The sequence below is a fragment of the Zestomonas ipomoeae genome (assembly GCF_057128665.1).
This window is the reverse complement of the sequence record NZ_JBSKHQ010000001.1, coordinates 653,604-676,298: the sequence shown is the minus strand read 5'-3', so window position 1 is coordinate 676,298 and position 22,695 is coordinate 653,604. Positions and strand designations below refer to the sequence as shown.

At 63.4% G+C, this 22,695-nt stretch carries 18 protein-coding genes; 10 read left to right on the top strand and 8 right to left on the bottom strand.

All coding sequences use genetic code 11. The features are described 5' to 3' along the window. Window positions 1-8 precede the first annotated feature (8 nt). A complete protein-coding gene (locus ACWKV7_RS03060; RefSeq protein WP_483856155.1) occupies window positions 9-968 on the bottom strand; it encodes a DUF1853 family protein in 960 nt (319 codons plus the stop codon). A gap of 94 nt (window positions 969-1,062) precedes the next feature. Here ACWKV7_RS03060 and ACWKV7_RS03055 point away from each other — a divergent pair, with 94 nt between their 5' ends. From ACWKV7_RS03055 to pepN, 6 genes are all read left to right on the top strand, one after another. Continuing rightward, window positions 1,063-1,953 carry an NAD(+) kinase gene (locus ACWKV7_RS03055; RefSeq protein ID WP_483856154.1) on the top strand — a complete coding sequence of 297 codons (891 nt, stop codon included), beginning with the start codon at window positions 1,063-1,065 and terminating at the stop codon, window positions 1,951-1,953. 3 nt (window positions 1,954-1,956) lie between these two features. Next, window positions 1,957-2,928 carry a metallophosphoesterase gene (locus tag ACWKV7_RS03050; RefSeq protein WP_487249192.1) on the top strand — a complete coding sequence of 324 codons (972 nt, stop codon included), beginning with the start codon at window positions 1,957-1,959 and terminating at the stop codon, window positions 2,926-2,928. Next, complete coding sequence (locus tag ACWKV7_RS03045) at window positions 2,925-3,797, top strand: rhomboid family intramembrane serine protease (RefSeq protein ID WP_483856152.1); 873 nt, start codon at window positions 2,925-2,927, stop codon at window positions 3,795-3,797. The genes ACWKV7_RS03050 and ACWKV7_RS03045 overlap by 4 nt, the downstream gene beginning before the upstream one ends. A gap of 68 nt (window positions 3,798-3,865) precedes the next feature. Next, window positions 3,866-4,129: a YeaC family protein gene (locus tag ACWKV7_RS03040; RefSeq protein ID WP_483856151.1), complete on the top strand. Its 264-nt coding sequence runs from the start codon at window positions 3,866-3,868 to the stop codon at window positions 4,127-4,129. After that, on the top strand, window positions 4,129-4,956 hold the full coding sequence (locus tag ACWKV7_RS03035; RefSeq protein WP_483856150.1) for a DUF2797 domain-containing protein: 828 nt from the start codon (window positions 4,129-4,131) through the stop codon (window positions 4,954-4,956). Before ACWKV7_RS03040 ends, ACWKV7_RS03035 begins: the two co-directional genes overlap by 1 nt. 86 nt (window positions 4,957-5,042) lie before the next feature. Beyond that, entirely contained in the window at window positions 5,043-7,700 is a 2,658-nt protein-coding gene (pepN, locus tag ACWKV7_RS03030) for an aminopeptidase N (protein ID WP_483856149.1), read from the top strand. A gap of 283 nt (window positions 7,701-7,983) precedes the next feature. On the opposite strand, the gene ACWKV7_RS03025 is transcribed toward pepN, so the two are convergent. Next, window positions 7,984-8,223 (bottom strand): hypothetical protein, encoded by a 240-nt coding sequence (locus ACWKV7_RS03025; RefSeq protein ID WP_483856148.1) that lies wholly within the window; start codon window positions 8,221-8,223, stop codon window positions 7,984-7,986. Between the two features lie 12 nt (window positions 8,224-8,235). Between ACWKV7_RS03025 and ACWKV7_RS03020 the strand changes: the two genes are divergently transcribed. The 4 genes from ACWKV7_RS03020 to ACWKV7_RS03005 all read left to right on the top strand — a co-directional run bounded on the left by ACWKV7_RS03020 (window position 8,236) and on the right by ACWKV7_RS03005 (window position 15,350). Further along, entirely contained in the window at window positions 8,236-10,263 is a 2,028-nt protein-coding gene (locus ACWKV7_RS03020) for a DUF1302 domain-containing protein (protein ID WP_483856147.1), read from the top strand. Window positions 10,264-10,325: 62 nt separating this feature from the next. Continuing rightward, window positions 10,326-11,693 (top strand): DUF1329 domain-containing protein, encoded by a 1,368-nt coding sequence (locus ACWKV7_RS03015; protein WP_483856146.1) that lies wholly within the window; start codon window positions 10,326-10,328, stop codon window positions 11,691-11,693. A 195-nt stretch (window positions 11,694-11,888) separates the two neighbouring features. Further along, window positions 11,889-12,983, top strand: a complete 1,095-nt coding sequence (locus ACWKV7_RS03010; RefSeq protein WP_483856145.1) for a WD40/YVTN/BNR-like repeat-containing protein — start codon at window positions 11,889-11,891, stop codon at window positions 12,981-12,983. Window positions 12,984-12,998: 15 nt separating this feature from the next. Continuing rightward, complete coding sequence (locus ACWKV7_RS03005; RefSeq protein WP_483856144.1) at window positions 12,999-15,350, top strand: efflux RND transporter permease subunit; 2,352 nt, start codon at window positions 12,999-13,001, stop codon at window positions 15,348-15,350. A gap of 340 nt (window positions 15,351-15,690) precedes the next feature. Here ACWKV7_RS03005 and ACWKV7_RS03000 read toward each other — a convergent pair whose 3' ends face one another. The 6 genes from ACWKV7_RS03000 to ACWKV7_RS02975 are packed head-to-tail and all read right to left on the bottom strand — an operon-like array spanning window position 15,691 to window position 22,558. After that, on the bottom strand, window positions 15,691-17,328 hold the full coding sequence (locus tag ACWKV7_RS03000) for a BatD family protein (protein ID WP_483856143.1): 1,638 nt from the start codon (window positions 17,326-17,328) through the stop codon (window positions 15,691-15,693). Continuing rightward, a complete protein-coding gene (locus ACWKV7_RS02995; protein ID WP_483856142.1) occupies window positions 17,325-19,136 on the bottom strand; it encodes a VWA domain-containing protein in 1,812 nt (603 codons plus the stop codon). The genes ACWKV7_RS03000 and ACWKV7_RS02995 overlap by 4 nt, the downstream gene beginning before the upstream one ends. Further along, window positions 19,133-20,152: a vWA domain-containing protein gene (locus tag ACWKV7_RS02990; RefSeq protein ID WP_483856141.1), complete on the bottom strand. Its 1,020-nt coding sequence runs from the start codon at window positions 20,150-20,152 to the stop codon at window positions 19,133-19,135. Before ACWKV7_RS02990 ends, ACWKV7_RS02995 begins: the two co-directional genes overlap by 4 nt. Then, window positions 20,145-20,636 (bottom strand): DUF4381 domain-containing protein, encoded by a 492-nt coding sequence (locus ACWKV7_RS02985; RefSeq protein WP_483856140.1) that lies wholly within the window; start codon window positions 20,634-20,636, stop codon window positions 20,145-20,147. The genes ACWKV7_RS02990 and ACWKV7_RS02985 overlap by 8 nt, the downstream gene beginning before the upstream one ends. After that, on the bottom strand, window positions 20,633-21,598 hold the full coding sequence (locus ACWKV7_RS02980) for a DUF58 domain-containing protein (protein WP_483856139.1): 966 nt from the start codon (window positions 21,596-21,598) through the stop codon (window positions 20,633-20,635). Before ACWKV7_RS02980 ends, ACWKV7_RS02985 begins: the two co-directional genes overlap by 4 nt. Next, window positions 21,599-22,558 carry an AAA family ATPase gene (locus ACWKV7_RS02975; RefSeq protein WP_483856138.1) on the bottom strand — a complete coding sequence of 320 codons (960 nt, stop codon included), beginning with the start codon at window positions 22,556-22,558 and terminating at the stop codon, window positions 21,599-21,601. It lies immediately after the preceding gene. Window positions 22,559-22,695 lie beyond the last annotated feature (137 nt).

Below are 22,695 nucleotides of genomic sequence, written 5' to 3'. Positions count from 1 at the left end.
CGGCGGCATCAGGTGGATGCTACCGTGTCCGTCAGGAGCGGCCATCGATCGCCGACCAGGAACACCCGCTCGGCTTCCTGCCAATCCCCCGTGCCATCAGGTGCGAACCTGACCAACAGGTGCGCCGGAGCGTCGATCGGTAGGGCGCACAGCCATTCCTCTAGTTGGGTTTTCGACCAGACCTCCTCCGCGCGAGCACACGCAGGTGCCAGCCAGGCATGGCGGGGCAAGGGCTGCCAGCGTCCGTCGCCACGCATGGCGGAAAAGGCCCGCCAATCCCCATGGCGCAACCAGCGTCCGCGCAAGTGCTGCGGGTTGCTGCCAAGCGGCGCCGCGCATTCGGTCGGCCACGGGTAGAACAGATAGCCGCCGAGCCAGAGGGCGGCCCGAGGCGGCGGCAGGTCGAGAGCGGCCAGCGCTGCTTCGGCTTGCGGGCGGGATGACAGCGGCAGTTGATGATGACCCAGGTGGCTCAGCTTGAGATCGAGTCGGTCATGACAGCCGGGACCGAGCCAGCCCGATGACTGGTTGCCGTCACTCTCGCTCGGCCCCAGGTAAAGCTTGATGGCCAGCTCCAGATGGTGCACGCCCTCGCCATCACGCAGCAGCAGGTCTAGTTCGCCCAGCGTATGCCCACCCTGGCGGATCGGCAGGTTGGCGGCGAGCAGCTCGATGCCTGGCGCCTGGCTCAAGGCGAATTGCCAGAGTCGCTCGTAGTACAGGCCCAGCCGGCGAACCGGCGACCGGGCCAGCCAGGCGTGCAAGGCATCGCCATGCTCGTCGAGAGCGAGCAGCCAGTCGGCCAGCTGTCCCGGTCGTCGCGACCAGTCACAGGCGACCAGCGGATGGCGCTGCGGCCAGGGCGTGCTGCTGAGTAGCGGCGGCGACAATAGTGCCCAGGCCAGATCGCGCACCGGTGGCTGGCGCAGGCGGCGGGGCAGGTCGGCGAGTTCGGCTAAGGGCATCATCCTGCGAGCATAGCGTCTTGCCGGGTCATGGTTTGCCGCTGCCGTCGGCTTTCGCCCATAATCGCCCCATTCCGCCCGCCGCAGAGCCCGCCCCATGGAGCAATTCCGCAATATCGGTATCATCGGCCGCCTCGGCAGTACCCAGGTGGTCGACACCATTCGCCGGCTGAAGCGATTCCTGCTAGACCGCCACCTGCATGTGATTCTCGAGGACAGCATTTCCGAGGTGCTGCCCGGCCATGGCCTGCAAACCTCTTCACGCAAGCTGCTCGGCGAAGTCTGCGACCTGGTGATCGTGGTCGGCGGCGACGGCAGCATGCTCGGCGCCGCGCGCGCGCTGGCCAAGCACAAGGTGCCGGTGCTGGGCATCAATCGGGGCAGCCTGGGCTTTCTCACCGATGTGCGCCCGGACGAACTGGAGATCAAGGTCGCCGAGGTGCTCGACGGGCAATACAGCGTCGAGAGTCGCTTCCTGCTGGAGGCCCAGGTGCGCCGCGAGCAGGAGTCCATCGGCCAGGGCGATGCGTTGAACGACGTGGTGCTGCACCCCGGCAAGTCGACACGCATGATCGAGTTCGAGCTGTATATCGACGGCCATTTCGTCTGCAGCCAGAAGGCCGACGGCCTGATCGTCGCCACGCCCACCGGCTCGACGGCCTATGCGCTGTCCGCCGGCGGGCCGATCATGCATCCGAAGCTGGATGCCATCGTCATCGTGCCGATGTATCCGCACACGCTGTCCAGCCGGCCGATCGTGGTCGATGGCAACAGTGAGCTGAAGATCGTCGTGTCGCCGAACATGCAGATCTACCCGCAGGTCTCCTGCGACGGGCAGAACCACTTCACCTGCGCCCCCGGCGATACCGTGATGATTCACAAGAAGCCGCTGAAGCTGCAGCTGATCCATCCGCTGGACCACAATTACTACGAAGTCTGCCGGACCAAGCTCGGCTGGGGCAGCCGTCTCGGTGGCGGGGGCGACTGAATGCTGCTCGACCCAGCCCGTAGCTATGACCTGATCGGCGACATCCACGGCTGCGCCCATACCCTGGAGCGGTTGCTGGATCAGCTTGGCTATCGGCAGCAGGAAGGCGTCTGGCGCCACGCCCGACGGCAAGCGGTATTCCTCGGCGACATCGTCGACCGCGGCCCGCGCATTCGCGAGGCACTGAACCTGGTGCACGACATGGTCGAGCACGGCCAGGCGTATTGCATCATGGGCAACCACGAGTTCTATGCCCTCGGCTGGAGCATCCCGGCCCCGCCTGGCAGCGGCCGGCAGTTCGTCCGCGAACACACGCCGCGCCATGGGCGGTTGATCAAGGAAACCCTGGAGCAGTTCGAACGACATCCCGGCGAATGGCATGACTTCCTCGCCTGGTTCAGGGAGTTGCCGCTGTTCATCGATGCGGGGCGTTTTCGCGTCGTGCATGCCTGTTGGGACGAGCGCCTGATCGCCCCGCTGCGCAGCCTGTTCCCCGACGGTCGGGTCGACGAACACTTTTTCCAGGCCGCGGCGGTGCCCGGCAGTTTCGCCGCCACCGTGTTCAATCGGCTGTTGCGCGGCACCGACATGCGCCTGCCCGATGGCCTGACCCTGACCAGCGAAGAGGGCTTCCCCCGCGCGTTCTTCCGCACCAAGTTCTGGGAAGAGAATCCGCAGACCTACGGCGACATCGTCTTCCAACCGGACGCGCTGCCCGATCACGTCGCCCAGACCCCACTCAGCGAAGACCAGAAGGGCCTGCTGCTGCGCTATGGCACGGATGAGCCCTTGCTCTTCGTTGGCCATTACTGGCGCCGTGGCAAGCCGGCGCCCATCCGCCCGAACCTGGCCTGTCTGGACTACAGCGCGGTGAAATACGGCAAGCTGGTGGCCTATCGGCTAGACCAGGAGATCCGCCTGCAGCCCGACAAGTTCGTCTGGGTCAGGGTCGAGCGGCCGGAGGAGTCGCGATGAGTTCGGTGGAGGCCCTGCGTTTTCCACTGTCTGTCGACCTCGGCGGATTCGTCCAGCTGTTGCGGCGGCTGCATGTTCCCCATCGGGTAGTCGAGCAGGGTGGCGAACAGGTGTTGTGGGTGCCCAGCGCCGCCTTGGCGGAGCAGGTGCGCGAGCTTTACGCACACTATCCCCAGGGCGATGCCGAGCTGACCCTGACTCCGAAGCCGCGCATCGGCCCCGGTTTCGCCCGCCAGTTGCGTACCCATCCAATGACGGCAGCGGTGTTGCTGCTGACCTTTTTCGTCGCGCTCGTCACCTTGCTCGGCGACAACCTGGCGATGGTGCGTTGGCTGACCTTCCAGGATTTCCAGATCCAGGGCGAGTACCTGTCTTTCAGCTCCGTCTCGGACGGCCTGGCCGCCGGACAGTGGTGGCGGTTGCTGACGCCGATGCTGCTGCATTTCTGGATACCCGGTCTCGGTCCGATGCATCTGTTGTTCAATGCGCTCTGGTACTGGGAGCTGGGACGGCGCATCGAAGCCCGGCAGGGGCGCTTCACGTTGCTCGGGCTGACCCTGCTGTTCGGCCTGGTTGCCAACGTGGCGCAGTACCTGTTCTCAGGGCCGGGCATCTTTGGCGGACTCTCCGGCGTGCTCTATGGTCTGCTCGGGCATTGCTGGTTGTTCCAGCTGCTGGCGCCGCAGGTCGATTTCCGCCTTCCCAAGGGCGTGATCGCGCTCATGCTGATCTGGTTGGTGATCTGCCTGACCGGCGTGTTCTCTAGTCTCGGGATTGTTTCCATCGCCAACGCGGCCCACGTCGGCGGTCTGCTTGCCGGATGTGCGACCGGTCTGCTCGGCGGGCTGTGGGTCCGGCTGCGCAGATGAAACCGTCGTGCCTACTGTTCCGCCGCCATGGCCGTTAGAATGCACCGCTGTTTTTTCTGGAGTCGCCCATGTCGTCCTTCGCTGAAATGATCGAAAACATCACCCCCGAGATCTACCGGAGCCTCAAGCTGGCGGTGGAAATCGGCAAGTGGCCGGATGGCCGAGCGCTGACCCAGGAACAGAAAGAACTGAGCCTGCAGGCGATGATCGCCTGGGAGGTGCAGAACCTGCCCGAGGAAGAGCGCACCGGTTACATGGGCGAGCAGGCGTGCGAGTCCAAGCATGAGCCGATCCCCAATCTGCTGTTCAAGTCCTCGGATACCCTGCACTGATGGCCGAACTCGCGAGGGGCGCGCTGAACAAGATGTCGGCGCGCCTGGAGGACACGGTGCAATACGCCTTTCGACTCGATGAAGCCGAGGTGCCGGTCAATCCACTGATCGGGCAGCACCTGCGGCTGGAGTACCTGGGCGCAATCTATTGCAGCCACTGCGGTCGCAAGACCAAGAAGAGCTTCAGCCAGGGCTACTGTTACCCGTGCTTCACCAAATTGCCGCAGTGCGACAGCTGCATCATGAGCCCGGAAAAGTGTCATCACGAACTCGGCACCTGTCGCGACCCAAGCTGGGGCGAGCAGTTCTGCATGACCGACCACGTGGTCTACCTGGCCAACTCGTCGGGGGTCAAGGTGGGCATCACCCGGGCCACTCAGCTGCCGACCCGCTGGCTGGACCAGGGTGCCAGCCAGGCGCTGCCGATCCTGCGGGTTGCCACTCGCCAGCAGTCCGGGCTGGTGGAAGACCTGTTGCGCAGCCAAGTGGCCGATCGCACCAACTGGCGTGCATTGCTCAAGGGTGATGCGGTGCCGGTGGATCTGGCCCATGTGCGCGAGCAACTGTTCGATGCCTGCGCCGAGGGGTTGAGTGCGTTGCAGCAGCGCTTCGGCCTGCAGGCTGTGCAGCCGCTGGCGGACGCCGAGCCGGTGGAAATCCGCTATCCGGTCGCGACCTATCCGGCCAAGATCACCAGTTTCGACCTGGAGAAGACTCCGGTGGTCGAAGGCATCCTGCAGGGGATCAAGGGGCAATACCTGATCTTCGACACCGGGGTGATCAATATCCGCAAGTACACGGCTTACCAGATCGCCGTGCATGGTTGAGAAGCGGGCACGCCTGTGCCTACGCTTTATCCGAACTCGCCAATCCGCGACCTGACCAGGGGCGCATCAGACAAGGGCCACAAGCCATGCGTACCGAACAACCGAAGATGATCTACCTGAAGGACTACCAGGCTCCCGACTACCTGATCGACGAGACCAACCTGACCTTCGAACTGTACGAGGACCGCACGCTGGTCCATGCGCAACTGGTCATGCGCCGCAACCCGGCGCGCGGGCCCGGCCTGCCGCCGTTGACGCTGGATGGCCAGGACCTGGAGCTGCTGTCCCTGGCCATGGACGACCGTCCCCTGCAGGCGGACGAGTACGAGGTGAGCGACAGCCACCTGACCCTGCAACCCAAGGCCGAGCGTTTCGTCATCGACAGCAGCGTATGCATCCACCCGGAAAGCAATACCGCGCTGGAAGGCCTGTACAAGTCCGGCGGCATGTTCTGCACCCAATGCGAGGCCGAGGGCTTTCGCAAGATCACCTACTACCTCGACCGCCCGGACGTGATGAGCAAGTTCACCACCACGCTGTCGGCGGCGCAGAAGGACTACCCGGTGCTGCTCTCCAACGGCAACCCGGTGGCCAGCGGCTCGGAGGAGGGTGGGCGGCACTGGGCGACCTGGCAGGACCCATTCATGAAACCGGCCTACCTGTTCGCCCTGGTGGCCGGCGATCTCTGGTGCGTCGAGGACAGCTTCATCACCATGAGCGATCGCGAGGTGACCCTGCGCATCTATGTCGAGCCGGAGAACATCGACAAGTGCCAGCACGCGATGGACAGCCTGAAGAAATCCATGCGCTGGGACGAAGAAGTCTATGGCCGCGAATACGACCTGGACATCTTCATGATCGTCGCGGTCAACGACTTCAACATGGGCGCCATGGAGAACAAGGGGCTCAACATCTTCAACTCCAGCTGTGTGCTGGCCAAGGCCGAAACCGCCACCGATGCCGCCCACCAGCGGGTCGAGGCGGTGGTCGCCCACGAATATTTCCACAACTGGTCGGGTAACCGCGTCACCTGTCGCGACTGGTTTCAGCTGTCGCTCAAGGAAGGCTTCACGGTGTTCCGCGACGCGGAGTTTTCCGCCGACATGAATTCGCGCACGGTCAAGCGCATCGAGGACGTCGCCTACCTGCGCACCCATCAGTTCGCCGAAGATGCCGGTCCGATGGCCCACCCGGTGCGCCCGGATGCCTTCATCGAGATTTCCAACTTCTACACCCTGACCGTCTACGAGAAGGGCGCGGAAGTGGTGCGCATGATCCACACCCTGCTCGGTGCGGAGGGTTTCCGCAAGGGCACCGACCTGTACTTCGAACGCCATGATGGCCAGGCGGTGACCTGTGACGACTTCGTCAAGGCCATGGAAGACGCGAACGGCGTGGACCTCACCCAGTTCAAGCGCTGGTACAGCCAGGCCGGCACCCCGCGCCTGGCCGTCAGCCAAGCCTATGATGCACAGGCCAGGACCTATACGCTGACCTTCCGCCAGAGCTGCCCGGCAACACCCGGGCAGGTGAGCAAGGAGCCTTTCGTCATTCCGGTGGCCATCGGAATGCTGGACGATCAGGGCGCCGAATTGCCGCTGCGCCTGCAGGGTGAGGAGCAGGCGCTGGGTACCAACCGGGTGCTCTCGGTCACCGAGGCCGAGCAGTCGTTCACCTTTGTCGACATCGCCACGCAACCGTTGCCCTCGCTGCTGCGCGGTTACTCCGCGCCGGTCAAGCTGAACTTCCCCTATAGTCGCGACCAACTGATGTTCCTCATGCAGCACGATCGCGATGGCTTCAATCGCTGGGAGGCCGGTCAGCAGCTTTCCGTGCAGGTTTTGCAGGAGCTGATCGGCCAGCAACAGCGTGGCGAGCCGCTGGCGCTCGACCCGCGGCTGCCCAGCGCCTTGCGCAGCGTGTTGGAAAACGAGGCGCTGGACCAGGCGATGGTGGCGGAGATGCTGTCCTTGCCAGGCGAGGCCTATCTCATCGAGATCAGCGAAGAGGCCGATGTCGAGGCGATCCACGCCGCCCGCGAGTTCGCTCGTCGGCGATTGGCTGACGAATTGTTCGAGCCGCTCTGGCGGCGCTACCAGGCCAACCGCGAAGCGTCCCGGAACAGCCCTTATGTCGCCTCTGCCGAGCATTTCGCCCGGCGTGGGCTGCAGAACATCGCGCTGTCCTACCTGATGCTCAGCGAGAAGCCGGACGTGCTGGCCGCCTGCCTGGAGCAGTACGATGCCGCAGACAACATGACCGAGCGGCTGGCCGCCCTGGCGGTGCTGGTCAATTCTCCGTTCGAGGCGGAAAAGACCAAGGCGCTCGACGTGTTTGCCAGCTATTTCCGCGACAACCCGCTGGTCATGGACCAGTGGTTCAGCGTGCAGGCCGGTTGCCCGTTGCCTGGCGGCCTGGAGCGCGTGCAGCACCTGATGCAGCACCCGGCGTTCACCCTGAAGAACCCCAACAAGGTCCGGGCGCTGATCGGTGCCTTCGCCAGCCAGAACCTGGTCAATTTCCATCGCGCAGATGGTGCCGGATACCGCTTCCTCGCCGACCAGGTGATCATGCTCAACGCGCTCAACCCGCAGATCGCTTCACGGCAACTGGCGCCGCTGACCCGCTGGCGCAAGTACGATGCGAGTCGCCAGGCACTGATGCGCGCGGAACTGGAGCGCATCCTGGCGTCGGGCGAGTTGTCCAGCGATGTCTATGAAGTGGTCAGCAAGAGCCTGGCGTGAGCAATGTCAGTCGCTTGTGAAACAGGCTGCTGACGAACTTCTGTTTCATCTCCTCGACAAGTGTTACCGATCTCTGGTCGGTAACACTTTTTTGTTACTCACCTCGGTAGACCCGTATTGATGGCTTTGGCCCAGCCTAAAGTTTGCCTAACTTGCTTGACTAGATAGTGTCCGGCTGAGTTCCTGCTCACCCGTTCAGGTGATTTGACTGACTCATTGGGCCAGATCGTAGGACAGGATTAATTCCTTCGCGCCAGTTTTCTGTTATTTGCTCGGTGGCTGATCAGTCATAAATAGAACGATTTAGTGGGTGGTAAAATTCACTTACTTTTTCCCAATAAATCCATTGCTTGGCACTTTGGTTGCAAAGGCAGGCCGGGCCTCGGTCTCTGCGCTGCTGCATGGCGCGCCTGGGAATGCCGAGTGCATGGGATGTTTTCCCGCTGCCGACATGAAGTCGCCAATATGCGACCGAATCGCCACCGACCACCGGCTGGCAATAAAGAAGAATGATCTGCCCCACGGAGTAGTCTCGATGGAAATCAAGTCCCGCAAGCCTCTGCTGCGCTTTGCGCCAGCCAAGGCCGGTTATGCGTTTGCCGGTATTCTGCCCTTGCTGGTTGCCGCTCATGTTCAGGCGGTCGAGTTCAGTTTCGCCGATGACGAGATCACCGGCTCCATCGATACCACTGTTTCCTACGGCCAGCTTTGGCGCGTCCAGGGTCGCGACAAGACCAACGACGACATCAATACCAACGACGGCAACCGCAACTTCGATACCGGCCTGGTATCCGAGGTCTACAAGATCACTTCCGATATGGAAGTGACCTACCAGAACTACGGCGCTTTCATTCGCGGTACTGCGTCCTATGACACGCAGATCATGGACAAGCGCAACGACTACTACGACAACAACAATCCTGCACAGCCGAGCCAGAGTTACCCGAACGACGACCGTTTCACTTACGAGACCCGTCACAAGGCCGGGCGCAACGCGGAAATTCTCGATGCCTACCTGTATGGCAACTGGGATATCGGCGATATGCCGATCACCGGCCGTATCGGCCGCCAGGTATTCAACTGGGGCGAGGGCATCTTCTACCGCGGTGGCGTCAATACCACCAATCCGGTCGATGCTGCCAAGTTCCGCCTGCCGGGTGCTGAGCTGAAGGAAGTGTTGGTGCCGGTCGAGGCGCTCAGCTTCAATATCGGCCTGACCGATAACCTGTCGATGGAAGCTTTCTACCAGTGGAACTGGAAGGAAAGCGCGGTCGATCCGGTGGGTACATATTTCTCCGAGACTGATCTGTTTGCGGCGGGTGGGAATACTGCATACAACAATTATTCTGGTACCTCTCTTGCTAGTGATTTAAGCCCTGCTCCAGGTGTTCAGTCAGTGATCAGCACTTATGGGGCGTTGTTTCCTCTGATCAATGGTGTGGGTGGAATTGGGCAGAAGGGTCAGAACTTTGCTTTCGCTGATGGTACAACCCTCAAGGTTGCTGATATTTCGTCGGATCTCAACGCCAAGAATGACGGGCAGTATGGTTTTGCATTTCGCTATATTGCTGAGGAGTTAAATAGCACGGAGTTTGGGTTCTACTTCGTAAACTATCACTCTAAAGAGCCGTCGATTTATGCGGATTTGAATGGCTATAGTGGCGTTGATGTCGCCGCATTGGCTGGTAGCGCTCCGGTGCAAGCAGCCTGCGGTGGGGGTGGTCTCAATGCTGCTTGTTTGGGTTTGGCAGGCGGTCTGGCGACAGTCGATGCGCTTGGAAGTGTTCAGGGTAAGCGCGAATATGCTGAAGATATTCGAATGTTTGGCCTTAGCTTCAATACTACCCTAAATGAAACATCGGTTTTTGGTGAGCTTACTTATCGGCCTAACCTGCCGGTTGGTATTTCGGCCACTAATGACCTTCTTGGGGATCTGACGGCTCAAGCCGCCAAGCTGGTTAACACGAATCCTGTGCTGGCAAATCCAGCGTTCGGCGGTCTTAATGGTACTGCCATTCTGGCAGGGCAGGACGTTACCCGTGCTGGTTCGGTAAGTAATTATGAGCGAGTCGAGGCTTTCAATATGTCTCTTGGCGCGATTCATAACTTCGGTCCAAGCTTGGGTTTTGATTCTTTAATTGGTGTTGCTGAGCTAGCATCGGAGCATTTGCGTGGCAGTGACCTCCAGTACACGGCATATAACGGCAGCACTCGTTATTTTGCCGGTCGCCCCAACGGCTCCTATGTTTCCAACTACGGCCGCGACGCCCAGATCAACAAGAACGCCTACGGCTACACCCTGGCCGTCAACGGCACCTGGAACGACGTCTATGCCGGCGTCAACCTGAGCCCGTTCGCCGTGTTCAAGCATGATTTCGAAGGCAACTCGCACCAGACCGGTAACTTCATCGAAGGGCGCATGGCTTATACCGTGGGTCTGCGTGCCAGCTACCTGAGCAGCCTGGAAGCGGAAATCCAGTACACCGAGTTCTACGGCGCCGGCCAGAACAACTCCGGCCGCGACCGCGACAACATCGGCGTCAACGTCAAGTACTCCTTCTAAGTCCATTACAAAAATGCCGGGCGCCGATGAGCGCCCGGTCTGTTAGATCACGGAGAAGCATCATGCTGAAAAAGCACAGGCTGATCGGCGCCGCAGTCGCACTGGCGCTATCCACCGGCGCGTTCGCCTCGGTTTCGTCGCAAGAAGCGGCCAAGCTGGGCAACACCCTGACGCCGTTCGGCGCCGAAAAGGCCGCCAACGCCGCGGGCACCATTCCTGCGTGGACCGGGGGTATCACCCAGCCCCCGGCCGAGTACAAGAAGGCCGGCCAGCACCATCCGGACCCGTTCCCGGGCGACAAACCGTTGTTCACCATCACCAAGGCGAACCTGGAGCAGTACAAGGCTAACCTGACGCCGGGCCAGATCGCGCTGTTCAACGCTTACCCGACTACCTACCAGATGCCGGTGTATCAGACTCGCCGCTCCGGCTCCGCGCCGCAGTGGGTGTACGACAACACCATCAAGAACGCCACCAGCGCCAAGCTGCTGGACGGCGGCAACGGCTTCTCCGATGCCTATGGCGGTATTCCGTTCCCGATGCCGCAGAACGGCGTCGAAGCCCTGTGGAACCACATCGCGCGCTATCGCGGCAGCTACATCGTGCGTCGCGCCTCGGAAGTGGCGGTGCAGCGCAACGGCGCCTACAACCTGGTGACCTCCCAGCAGGAAGCCCTGTTCAAGTTCTACGATCCGAAGGGCTCGTACGCCGACCTGAACAACATCATGTTCTACTACCTGTCCTTCACCAAGAGCCCGGCGCGTCTGGCCGGTGGTGCGGTGCTGGTACACGAGACCCTGGACCAGGTGAAGGAACCGCGGCAGGCCTGGGGCTACAACGCCGGCCAGCGTCGCGTGCGCCGCGCGCCGAACCTTGCCTATGACACGCCGATCGCTGCCGCCGACGGCCTGCGTACCGCCGACGACACCGATATGTTCAACGGTGCCCCCGATCGCTACGACTGGAAACTGATCGGCAAGAAGGAAATCTACATTCCCTACAACAACTACAAGCTGACCAGCCCCGAGGTGAAGTACGAAGACCTGCTGCAGGTCGGCCACCTGAATCCGGCGTTCACCCGCAATGAACTGCACCGCGTTTGGGTCGTCGAAGGCACGTTGAAGTCCGGTGCCCGTCATATCTATTCCAAGCGCACCCTGTACCTCGACGAGGATAGCTGGCAGGCTGCCGTGGTCGATCAGTACGACGGTCGTGGCGAACTGTGGCGCGTGTCTATGGCCTACCTGAAGAACTACTACGACCTGCCGACCACCTGGTCCGCGCTGGACGTGTTCCATGACCTTCAGGCTCGCCGCTACCACGTGCAGAACCTGGACAACGAAGAGTCGAGCACCATCGACTTCAGTCAGCCGGTTCCGGACGATGGCTACTTCAAGCCGTCCGCGCTGCGCCGTCGCGGAACTCGTTAATCCTTGTAGTCCTGCGAAAAGGCCGCTACACAGGTAGCGGCCTTTTGCATTGGGGGACTGAATGAAGGCTCAATCATGCGGGTTTGCCTTAACAAAACATAACGTCGTGCCGATTGTCAGGTCTTTTGAAAGCTGGATAGCATAGGAAGTCTGCCACCTGGCAGGCCCACCTATAACAATAAAGGGGGAAGGTGTATGAGTGAGCCCGTCATGCGGCGCACCCAGGTCGACCAAGCCGCGGAATTCCACCGCGCGCCGGCGTTCCGCTTCAACTCGCCGCTGGCTAAAGCGCTCTCGCTATGCAGTGTGCTTTCCGTACTGGCCTTTGCAGGCTCGCCCCTCCAGGCGCACGCCGCCAGCGAATCCGCCACGCTGTACGCCATCGAATCGCCCAGGGCCGTGAGTCGCCTGTTGCTCGACGTGAGCCGGGTCGGCAAGCGCCTGGTGGCTGTCGGTGATCGCGGCCATATCCTTTATTCCGACGACAACGGCAAGCAGTGGAGTCAGGCCAAGGTGCCGACCCGGCAGATGCTGACGTCCGTATTCTTCGCCGATGACAAGCATGGCTGGGCCGTCGGTCACGATGCGCTGATCCTGGCCACCACCGACGGCGGACAGACCTGGACCCGGCAGTTCCAGGACCTCGAGCGCGAGGCGCCGTTGCTGGATGTCTGGTTCCGCGATGCCAGCACCGGTTTCGCCGTCGGCGCCTATGGCGCGTTGCTGGAAACCACCGATGGCGGCCAGAACTGGGAAGACGTCAGCGACCGCATGGATAACGAAGATGGCTATCACCTCAACGCCATCATCGCGGTCAAGGATTCCGGGCTGTTCGTCGTCGGCGAGCAGGGCAGCATGTTCCGTTCGGCGGACTGGGGGCAAACCTGGGAATCCGTGAAAGGCCCCTACAAGGGCTCCCTGTTCGGTGCCGTGGGCACCGAGGAAGCCGGCACCCTGCTGGTCTATGGTTTGCGCGGGCACCTGTTCCGTTCCACGGACTTTGGCGATAGCTGGCAGCAGATCGAGCTGAACAGCGAGCACAACGGCCCGCTGGAGTTCGGTCTGGCGGACGGCAATCTACTGGCCGACGGCTCCATCGTGGTGGTCGGGCATGGCGGCAGCGTACTGAAGAGTACCGACCATGGCCGCAGCTTCAGCGTGATCAACCGACCCGACCGGCTCTCGCTGGCGGGAGTCACCGCGTCCGAGGATGGCAACCTGATCCTGGTGGGGCAGGGCGGCGTGCACGTCGCTTCGCCGACTGGCGCCGATCTGGGCCAAAAACAATAAGCCGGGAGCCTTTGCATGAGTAAGCATCAACAAGTACCCGCTTCCTTTCTCGAGCGGCTGATTTTCAACAACCGCCCGGCGGTTATCCTGCTGTGTCTGCTGATCAGCATTTTCCTCTTCTACCAAGCATCCCAGGTCCGCCCGCAGACCAGCTTCGAGAAGATGATTCCGCTGGGGCATCCATACATCCAGAAGATGCTGGAGCACCGCAACGACCTGGCCAACCTCGGCAACACCGTGCGTATTTCGGTGGAAGCGGTGGACGGTGACATCTTCACCAAGGAATACATGGAGACGCTGCGGCAGATCCATGACGAGGTGTTCTACATCCCCGGCGTCGATCGTTCCGGCCTGAAGTCGCTCTGGAGTCCCAGCGTGCGCTGGACCGAAGTGACCGAGGAGGGCTTCGCCGGCGGCGAGGTCATCCCGCAGACCTACGACGGCTCCGAAGATAGCCTCGAAGAGTTGCGCAGCAACATCCTCAAGTCCGGCCAGATCGGCCGCCTGGTGGCGAACAACTTCAAGTCGAGCATCATCGACGTGCCGTTGCTCGAGTCCTACCCCGACCCGAACGACCAGAGCCAGCAGATCAAGCTGGACTACCAGAAGTTCTCCCACGAACTGGAAGAGAAGATCCGCGACAAGTACCAGGCGCAAAATCCCAACGTGAAGGTGCACATCATCGGTTTCGCCAAGAAAGTCGGCGACCTGATCGATGGCCTGATCGGCGTGGCGCTGTTCTTCGCCGTCGCCATCGGCATCACCCTGGTGCTGCTGCTGTGGTTCACCCGCTGCTTCAAGAGCACGCTGGCGGTGGTCTTCACCACTCTGGTGGCTGTGGTCTGGCAGCTTGGTCTGCTGCATACCTTCGGTTTCGGCCTGGACCCGTACTCGATGCTGGTGCCGTTCCTGGTATTCGCCATCGGTATTTCCCACGGGGTGCAGAAGATCAACGGCATCGCCATGGCCTCGGGTGAGGCGACCGACGCCCTGTCCGCGGCACGCATGGCCTTCCGCCAGTTGTTCATTCCCGGCCTGGTGGCCTTGCTGTCCGACGCGGTGGGCTTCATCACCCTGCTGCTGATCGACATCGGGGTGATCCGTGAGCTGGCCATCGGCGCGTCGATGGGCGTGGCGGTCATCATCCTGACCAACCTGATTCTGTTGCCGGTGACCATTTCCTATGTCGGCATCAGCAAGCGTGCGGTGGAAAGGAGCCGCGAAGAGGCGGCGCGCGAGCATCCGTTCTGGCGCACGATCTCCAACTTCGCCCATCCGGTCGTGGCGCCGCTTTCGGTGGTCATCGCCCTGGCAGCCTTCGGTGGCGGCCTGTGGTATGGCCAGAACCTGAAGATCGGCGACCTCGACCAGGGTGCGCCGGAGCTGCACCCGGACTCGCGCTACAACCTCGACAACGACTTCGTCATTCGCAACTACTCGACCAGTTCCGATGTGCTGGTGGTGATGGTCAAGACCGGGCCGGAAGGGTGCTCGAGCTATCAGACCCTGGCGGCGATGGACCAGTTGATGTGGAAGATGGAGAACACGCCGGGCGTGCAGTCGGCGATCTCCATGGTCACCGTGTCCAAGCAGGTGATCAAGGGCATGAACGAGGGCAACCTGAAATGGGAAACCCTATCGCGCAACCAGTATGTGTTGAACAACTCCATTTCCCGCGCGGAAGGGCTGTACAACACCGATTGCTCGCTGGCCCCGGTGCTGGTCTTCCTCAATGACCACAAGGCCGAGACACTGGAACGTGCCATCGATGCCGTCGAGGAATTCTCCAAGGAGAACGACACCCAGGACATGCAGTTCCTGCTGGCGGCCGGTAACGCCGGTATCGAGGCGGCTACCAACGAGGTGATCGAGGCCTCCGAGCGCACCATGCTGATCGCGGTCTATGCCGCCGTGAGCATCATGTGCCTGCTGACCTTCCGCTCGCTGGCAGCGACGCTCTGCGTGATCCTGCCGCTGGTGTTGACTTCGGTGCTCGGCAACGCGCTGATGGCGTTCCTCGGCATCGGCGTGAAGGTCGCGACTCTCCCGGTGATCGCCCTCGGGGTGGGTATCGGTGTCGACTACGGCATCTATATCTACAGCCGCCTGGAAACCTACCTGCGCCAAGGAATGACCTTGCAGGACGCCTACTACGAGACCCTCAAGTCCACCGGTAAGGCGGTACTGTTCACCGGCGTCTGCCTGGCCATCGGTGTGGCCACCTGGATCTTCTCGGCGATCAAGTTCCAGGCCGACATGGGTGTGATGCTGACCTTCATGTTCCTGTGGAACATGGTCGGTGCGATCTGGCTGCTGCCAGCCCTGGCCCGCTTCCTGATCAAGCCAGAGAAGCTGCGCCAGGCCTGAGCCTGATTGCAAAGTGAGCAACACCGAACCGCGGCCCCTGGGCCGCGGTTTTTTATGCCTGGCGATCGAGCGTTAGCGGAGCAGGACGCAGTGCTTATCCGAGAAATGCAGGCAGATTCATGTTGTTTTTCGAAGAGCAGCAGCGCATGGTTTTGCGCCCGGGGCGCCAATCGTAGGTTGCGGTTGAGGAGCGTAGCGACGAAGCCTAACGAGCGGGCCTGTCGGTGATCAGTGAAGTGCAGGTCGGCACCGCAGGAGCCCTTCGCGCTCCGTGTTGGGCTTCGCTGCGCTCAGCGCCAACCTACGGTGTCAGGCAATCGGTACATCGATGTGGTTGTCTTCAGCGAGGATACAGCGGCGGTAGCGGGCTGGGCTCCTGGGCGCCGCTGGGTGTCTCGGCACCTGGCAGGCTGCGCACCGCCTGCCACAGTGCCTCGCCTTGCCAGTGCTGGCCGCTTTCGCTGTAGAGCGCACCGTTGAGCCCGTCCAGGGCGTCGGACAGCGGCACGAAGCGAGCGGCCATGTCGGCCAGGGTTTCCGGCTGCTGGCGGGCCCAGGCGTCCAGTGCCTGGCGCGTCGCCTGGGGGTCGTTGGCGAGGCAGGCGCGCTTCAGGTCGTCCAGCAGCGTGCGCGGGCTCGGCCCGCTCTGCGCTGCGCGCAGCACCGCCGGCTGCTGGCGTGCACGCCACCAGAGGGCAAAGCCGAGCAGGGTGGTGCAGGCGAGCAGGGCGCTGCTCAGTTGCCAGGGCCAGAGCGGCGGGCCTTCGGCAATCACTGTGGTGGGTTCCACGTTGATCGGTGCTTCGACGGCCAGTGCCGGGTTCTCCACCACCTCCAAGGGGTGGGCGGGCAGGCTGGTACGTTCCAGGTGATCAGTCACGGTGTTCCACCAGACCACTTCCACCGGAGGCAGCTCGATTCGGCCACTGCGCGTGGGTACCAGTGCTTCGCGCTCTTCGCGGCTGCCGATCAGGCCGTTCTCGCTGACTCGATTGTCCAACTGGGGCTGGTCGGGATAGCGGCGTACGGCGTCGAGTTGGGCAGTCGGCAGGGGGGGAAGCTGGGCGCTGGCCAGCCCGATGGCCTTGAGCGTCAAGCTGCGGGTCAGCGAGTCGCCGACCTGCAGTCGTCCGGATTCCGGGTTCCACGACTCGCTCAGCGCCACCGAGCGGGCCGGCAGCCAGGGGGCATCGGCCGGGTATTCGGCCGGCTTCGGTTTGACCTGCAGGGGGATTTCCGGCGACTTGACCCGGGTCAGCTTGCCTGGACGCGGGCCGAACGGCATGAAGGTCTCGCTCTGCGAGCGGTCCACCAGGGTGGCGCTGAATACCTGGGAAGGAATCAGCAATTCGCCGCTCTTCTGCGGATAGATCGCATAGCGCAGTTCAATCACGCCGTGGCGAATCCCGTTGATTACCTTCTCGTAGGTGCGAGGTTTGCCCAGTTGCTCGACGCGTGCGTCGGGTATCTGCAGGGCGGAAAGGCTGCTGTCGTCGAACAGCGAAACGGAGTGATGGATACGCAGGGTCAGGATGGCCTGGGCCTGCACGTAGACGCTGTCCTGGTCCAGGCTGGCGTCGATGAATACCGGCGCCAGCTCCGTCGCATTGCCGCTGCCGCCGCTTTCCTGCACATGCAGGGTGATGGGCTGGGTCTCGGCATCGTCCAGGCGCAGCGGGGGTATGACCAGATCGCCGGTGTGCTTGGGTTGCAGGGTGATGATCCAGCGGGTGCTGGTGCGGGACTCGCCGTTGCTGGTGACCAGGCGGTTGACCTGGCGGGTGCCGACGATCTCGAACAACTCGGCGAGCGGGCTCAGGTCGGGCTTGCCGAAGCGTGTGCTATCGGTGGATTCGAGGGTCAGCTCGACGGTCTCACCCTCGCTCAAGCGGGTGCGGTCGACACTGGCGGAAAAATCCGCGGCGCTGCAATGCAGGGCCAGCAGGCCGAGCAGGAATGCGCATAACAGACGGGTCATCGGGGGTTTTCCTGACGCTGTTGCTGTTCATACCAGAATTTGCGCCGCAGCAGTTCACCCGGGTCGTCCGGGATCTGCCGCAGCCATTGCTCCAGGGCCTGGCGCCGCTCTTCGCCGAGCGGTTCCTCGTTGGCCTTGGCCAAGGTCTCGCCGGGCGTTCCTTCGGAGGGCGCTTGCTGTTCGCCGCGGCGCTGTTCCTGGCCGGGCAGGGCATCGGCCTGCTGCTCGGCTTCGCCAGGTTTTGCCTGCTGCTGTGCGTCGGTCTGCTTGCCGGGTTCAGCATCGGGCTCGCCGGCCTGCGGGTTGGCTTGGCCAGAGGGGGCATCCTGTCCCGTCGAGCGCTGTTGTGCCCCGGACGACTGCCCCTGTTGCCCGCTCGAATCATCCTGTTGCTGTTGCTGTTGCTGTTGCTGTTGCTGTTGCTGTTGCTGTTGCTGTTGCTGTTGCTGTTGCTGGCGCAGCAGCTCCTCTACCAGCGCCTTGTTCTTCAGTGCCGGTTGCAGGTCCGGTTGGCGTTCCAGGGCCTGCTCGTAGGCGTCCAGCGCCGCCTCCAGTTCGCCGCCCTTGGCCAGGGCATTGCCCCTGTTGTAGTTATCGCTGGCCGTCGAGCCCTGGGCGAAGAGCCGGGCTGCGCCGGCGTAGTCGCCGCTCTGGTAGCGCGCCAGGCCTCGCCAGCGTGGGTCGTCGAAATGCCTGGCGGCGTCCGCCGGGCGCTGAGCCTCCAGCAGGCGCTGGCCCTGTTGGTCGGGGCGCAGCCACAGGTCGTTGAATTCGACGGCGTGGCTGGGCTGCGGCAGCACCATCAGCAACGGCAGGCAGAACAACCAGCCGCGGCGACCGGCACAGGCAGCGAGCAACAGCAGCGGCAACAACAGCCAGTAACCCTGGTCGGCCCAGGTGCTGAGGTGGGCGGTTTCGCCGCGCTCGCGAAATTCACCCTTGTCGCCAAGCAGGTCGAGGGCCTGCAGGTCGCGATCATCCAGGCGCGCCTGCATGTAGCGTCCGCCGAGAGATTTGGCGAAGCTGGCGAGGCCCGCACTGTCGAGGCGGGGCAGCAGGATGGTGCCGCTCTCGTCCTTGAGGAAGCCGCCGCCTTCCTGGGCAATCGGCGCGCCCTCTGCCGTGCCGATGCCGAGAATATTCAGACGCTCGCCATGCTCTTCCAGGGCCTGGCGAATACCTTCGCGCTCTCGCTCGTCCAGGCTGCTGCCGATCAGCAGCAAACGCCCGCGTCCCTGGGCGCCCTGTTTCAGCAGCTCCAGGGCCCTGACGACCGCGAGGTCGGCGCGGTGGCCCGGCTCGGGCATGATCGAGGGCTTGAGCGCTTCGAGCAGGTTGCGTGCGGTGGCGAGGTCGTCGGAAAGCGGCACCAGGGTATGGGCGCTGCCGGCGAAGACGACCATGGCGGTCTGCGCGTCGCCGCGGGCTTCCAACAGGTCCAGCACTTTGCGCTTGGCATGTTCGAGGCGGTTGGGAGTTGCATCGCCGGCGAGCATGGCCGGTGTGAGTTCGAGCATGACCACCAGGGGGTCTACGCGCTTCAGGCTGGATTGCTCGACGCGTTGCCAGCTGGGGCCGAGCAGCGCCAGCAGAGCTAGCAGCCAGGCAAGCCCCAGGGCCAGCCAGGGCAGGCGTTTGCCGCGGCCGGCGGCGCCGCTGAGCAGTACGCCCTGGAAGGCGGCCGGCAGCAGGAGTTGCCAGCGCCCGCTGCGCCGCTCGCGATGCCAGAGCTGCCACAACAGCCAGAGCAGCAGCGGGAACAGCAGCAGCCAGAATGGCCGTAGCCAGTGGGGCCATAACTCGCTCATGAGCGCCTCCCGCTCCAGCGCGCCGGTGCCAGCCAGGCGTGCGGCCACAGTTCCCGGACCACCAGCAGCAGGCTGAGCAACAGGGACAGGCCCAGCGGCCAGCCATACAGCTCCAGGGCCGGCCGCGCCTGGGTAGCCTGCTGGGCGACCGGCTCCAGTCGGTCGAGGGTCTCGCCGATGGTCGCCAGTTCTTCGCTGGAGCGGGCGCGGAAGTAGTGCCCACCGGTCAGCTCGGCGATTTCCTTGAGGGTCGGCTCGTCCAGGTCGAGCCCCGGGTTGAGGCCGAAGAAGCCCAGCAGGCCGCCTTGCTGGGGATCGGCGCCGATACCGATCGGGTAGATGGTCACCGCTTCGCTGGCGGCCAGGCGTGCGGCCGTGAGCGGGTCGATCTCGCCGCCGGTATTGGCGCCATCGGTGACCAGCACCAGCACGCGGCTTTCCGCCGGCCGCTCCCGCAGGCGCTTGACTGCCAGGCCGATGGCGTCGCCGATCGCGGTGTTCTTGCCGGCGATGCCGATCAGTGCCTCGTCCAGCCAGGTCCGCACCGTGACGCGATCGAAGGTCAGCGGTGCTTGCAGGTAGGCCTGGCTGCCGAACAGGATCAGCCCGACGCGATCGCCACGGCGTCCTTCGATGAAGTCGCCGAGCAGGTGTTTGACCAGGGCCAGGCGGCTGACGTCCTCGCCTTCCCAGCGCATGTCCTCGTACTCCATGGAGCCTGAGACATCCACTGCGATCAACAGGTCGCGGCCGCTGGTGGGCAGCGGTAGCGGCTCGCCGACCCACTGCGGGCGCGCCGAGGCAGCGAGCAGCAGCAGCCACAGCAGGGCGAACGGCAATTGCTGGCGCCAGGTCGGGAGGCTGACGCGGGCGCGGCGGCCGGCGAGGGCTTCGAGGTCGTCGAGAAAACTGACCTTGAGCGCTGGTTCGCTGCTTTCCGCCGCCGGAAGCAGGAGGCGCAGCAGCCAGGGCAGCGGCGCAAGCAGGAAGATCCAGGCCCAGGCGAACTCAAACATGCTTGCGAATCCAGGTATCGATGGCCTGATGGAGGCCGTTCACTGCCTTGTCGTCAAGCACGCAGTTGGCGCGATAGGCGCCTTCCACCAGCACCATCCAGCGAGTCAGGCCGGCGGCCGGGCAGCGGTTGTCGAGAAAAGCCAGCCAGGCCCGGCCACTCAGGGTGTGGCAGTTGTCCTGCGGATATTGGCTCATGCACAGGCGCTTGAGCAGGGCATTGAGTTGTTGCAGCCAGGGGCCGGCGGGCACGCCGTCGTAGGGTTTCTGCAAGCGGGCCAGCTCGGCCAGGGCCGCCAGGCGTTGCGGGTCGAGCGGTTGCTCGGCGGCTTTCGCACGCCTGAGCGGCAGTCGTGCGCGCAGGCGCCACAGGCCCCAGAGCAGCAACGGCAGCAGGACGGCGAGCAACCACCAGCCGGGCGCCGGTGGCCACCAGGCCACAGGGGGCGGTGCGATCAGCGGTTCCAGTTGATCGAGCGGGTTCATCGTGGGCGTTTCCCCGGTCGCTGGCCATCGAGGTGCGCGCGCAGTTGTTCGACCAGTTCGCCCTGGGTGCTCAGGGACAGCAGCGGCACCCCCAGCTTCTGCGCCAGGCGCTGCCAGCGCTCGCGACGTGCCTCGCCCTTTTCCCGATAGGCGCGGCGCAGCTCGCTGCTGTGGGTGTCCAAGTCCAGCAGCGCGTCCGCGTCGGTGAAGCGCAGCAGGCCGGCGGCGGGCAGGGCGTGGTCGAGCGGATCGGACAGCGGCAACAGCAGTAGGTCGCAATGACGGGCCAGCAGCCTGAGCTGCTGCTCGGCGCTGTCGCCAAGGGTGCGCTCGTCGCACAGGATGATCGCCAGGCTGCCGGGGCGCAGCACCTCGCGGGCGCGACGCAAGGCAAGGCCGAAGGCGTCGCGGTCGGGCTGCATCTCGGTGGTCAGCGCCTGGTTGGCGCGTGCCAGCCGGTTGAGCAGTTGCAGCAGGCTTTGCTTGCTGCGCCTTGGCTTGATCTCGTGATGGTCGTTGCCGCCGAATACCAGGCCGCCGATGCGGTCGTTGTGCCCCAGCGCGGCCCAGCCGATCAGTGCCGCGGCCTTGGCGGCGAGCACCGACTTGAAGCATTGGGCGGAGCCGAAGAACAGCCGTCGGCTCTGCTCGACGACGATGAATACCGGGCGTTCGCGCTCCTCATGGAACAGCTTGGTATGCGGCTCCAGGGTGCGTGCGGTGACGCGCCAGTCGATGGTGCGCACGTCATCGCCGGGTTGGTAGATGCGCACCTGGTCGAAGTCCACGCCGCGCCCGCGCAGCTTGGAGTGGTGCAGGCCGATCAGCGGGCTACGCCGGTTCGGGGTCGAAAACAGCTGCACCTCGCGCACCCGGTGGCGCATTTCGATCAGCTCGGCCAGGCAGACGCGAATGCCGTCGCCGCCGGGATGAAGCCCTGGGTCCGACGCATGGGGCTGCATTCAGGCCACCGCCACCACATCGAGAATGCGCTGGATCACTCGATCCTGGTCGACGCCCGCGGCTTCTGCCTCGAACGACAGGATCAACCGGTGGCGCAGCACGTCGAACAATACCGCCTGGATATCCTCTGGGCTGACGAAGTCGCGACCGGCCAGCCAGGCATGGGCGCGGGCGCAGCGATCGAGGCCGATGGAGCCGCGCGGGCTGGCGCCGTAGGCGATCCACTCCGCCAGCTCCGCGTCGAACTTGGCCGGGGTGCGCGAGGCCATCACCAGTTGCACCAGGTATTCCTCCACCGCATCGGCCATGTACAGCCCGAGGATTTCCTTGCGCGCGGCGAAGATCGCCTGCTGGCTGACCTTGTGCAGCGGCTTGGTTTCGCCATGCAGCGCCTCGCCGCGGGCCTGCAGCAGGATCTTGCGCTCCACCGCAGCATCCGGAAAGCCGATGCGCACGTGCATCAGGAAACGGTCGAGCTGGGCTTCTGGCAGGGGGTAGGTACCTTCCTGTTCGATGGGGTTCTGCGTCGCCATGACCAGGAACAGCGGCGACAGATCGTAGGTGCTTCGGCCGATGCTCACCTGGCGTTCGGCCATGGCTTCGAGCAGCGCGGACTGCACCTTGGCCGGCGCTCGGTTGATCTCGTCGGCCAGCACCAGGTTGTGGAAGATCGGCCCTTGCTGGAAGACGAAGCTGCCGGTTTCCGGTCGATAGATTTCGGTGCCGGTAATGTCTGCCGGCAGCAGGTCGGGAGTGAACTGGATGCGATGGAACTCGCCTTCGATGCCCTCGGCCAGTTCCTTGATCGCCTTGGTCTTGGCCAGGCCGGGAGCCCCTTCGACCAGCAGGTGACCGTCCGCGAGCAGCGCGATCAGCAGTCTTTCGATGAGTTTTTCCTGGCCAAGGATTTGTGTTGAAAGAAAATGTCGCAGCGCGACAAGCGCTTCACGGTGTTCCATCGTTAAGCTCTTCCGGAAAGATGACTGGCGGGTCGAGGTCGCCTGGAGTCTGGGTGGGCCACTTTAATGCAAGTCGGTCCGCCTAGACTAACGTTGAACAACAGCGTTGTGGCGTCGTCATCATCACCCGCAACAAC

Coding starts and splice junctions, on each gene's coding strand:
- ACWKV7_RS03005 (WP_483856144.1), top strand. CDS start 12,999: ATGAGTAAGCATCAACAAGTACCCGCTTCCTTTCTCGAGCGGCTGATT.
- pepN (WP_483856149.1), top strand. CDS start 5,043: ATGCGTACCGAACAACCGAAGATGATCTACCTGAAGGACTACCAGGCT.
- ACWKV7_RS03020 (WP_483856147.1), top strand. CDS start 8,236: ATGGAAATCAAGTCCCGCAAGCCTCTGCTGCGCTTTGCGCCAGCCAAG.
- ACWKV7_RS03035 (WP_483856150.1), top strand. CDS start 4,129: ATGGCCGAACTCGCGAGGGGCGCGCTGAACAAGATGTCGGCGCGCCTG.
- ACWKV7_RS03040 (WP_483856151.1), top strand. CDS start 3,866: ATGTCGTCCTTCGCTGAAATGATCGAAAACATCACCCCCGAGATCTAC.
- ACWKV7_RS03000 (WP_483856143.1), bottom strand. CDS start 17,328: ATGACCCGTCTGTTATGCGCATTCCTGCTCGGCCTGCTGGCCCTGCAT.
- ACWKV7_RS03015 (WP_483856146.1), top strand. CDS start 10,326: ATGCTGAAAAAGCACAGGCTGATCGGCGCCGCAGTCGCACTGGCGCTA.
- ACWKV7_RS03060 (WP_483856155.1), bottom strand. CDS start 968: ATGATGCCCTTAGCCGAACTCGCCGACCTGCCCCGCCGCCTGCGCCAG.
- ACWKV7_RS03045 (WP_483856152.1), top strand. CDS start 2,925: ATGAGTTCGGTGGAGGCCCTGCGTTTTCCACTGTCTGTCGACCTCGGC.
- ACWKV7_RS03055 (WP_483856154.1), top strand. CDS start 1,063: ATGGAGCAATTCCGCAATATCGGTATCATCGGCCGCCTCGGCAGTACC.
- ACWKV7_RS03010 (WP_483856145.1), top strand. CDS start 11,889: ATGAGTGAGCCCGTCATGCGGCGCACCCAGGTCGACCAAGCCGCGGAA.
- ACWKV7_RS02990 (WP_483856141.1), bottom strand. CDS start 20,152: ATGTTTGAGTTCGCCTGGGCCTGGATCTTCCTGCTTGCGCCGCTGCCC.
- ACWKV7_RS02980 (WP_483856139.1), bottom strand. CDS start 21,598: ATGCAGCCCCATGCGTCGGACCCAGGGCTTCATCCCGGCGGCGACGGC.
- ACWKV7_RS02975 (WP_483856138.1), bottom strand. CDS start 22,558: ATGGAACACCGTGAAGCGCTTGTCGCGCTGCGACATTTTCTTTCAACA.
- ACWKV7_RS02985 (WP_483856140.1), bottom strand. CDS start 20,636: ATGAACCCGCTCGATCAACTGGAACCGCTGATCGCACCGCCCCCTGTG.
- ACWKV7_RS02995 (WP_483856142.1), bottom strand. CDS start 19,136: ATGAGCGAGTTATGGCCCCACTGGCTACGGCCATTCTGGCTGCTGCTG.